This window comes from Streptococcus mitis (genome assembly GCF_946190375.1).
Classification (GTDB): Bacteria; Bacillota; Bacilli; order Lactobacillales; family Streptococcaceae; genus Streptococcus; species Streptococcus mitis_CJ.
In genome coordinates, this window is sequence record NZ_CAMIAF010000067.1 from 1 (window position 1) to 311 (window position 311).

A 311-nucleotide genomic window follows, 5' to 3' on the forward strand; every position below is an offset into this window, starting at 1 on the left:
GCTGACTCAGATGCGCTTGTGCTTGCTGATTGGCTTGCACTTGTTGATGCTGACTCTGACGCACTTGTTGACGCTGACTCAGATGCGCTTGTGCTTGCTGATTGGCTTGCACTTGTTGACGCTGACTCAGATGCCGATGTGCTTGCTGATTGGCTCGCACTTGTTGACGCTGATTCAGAAGCTGATGTGCTTGCTGAAGCTGATGCACTTGTTGATGCTGATTCAGATGCTGATGTGCTTGCTGACTGGCTTGCACTTGTTGATGCTGATTCAGAAGCCGATGTGCTTGCTGAAGCTGATGCACTTGTTGA

At 50.2% G+C, this 311-nt stretch carries 1 pseudogene; it reads left to right on the plus strand.

What is annotated here, in order from left to right:
• Positions 1–311: pseudogene (locus N8M09_RS10970) on the plus strand (MSCRAMM family adhesin SdrC); the annotation flags it as partial.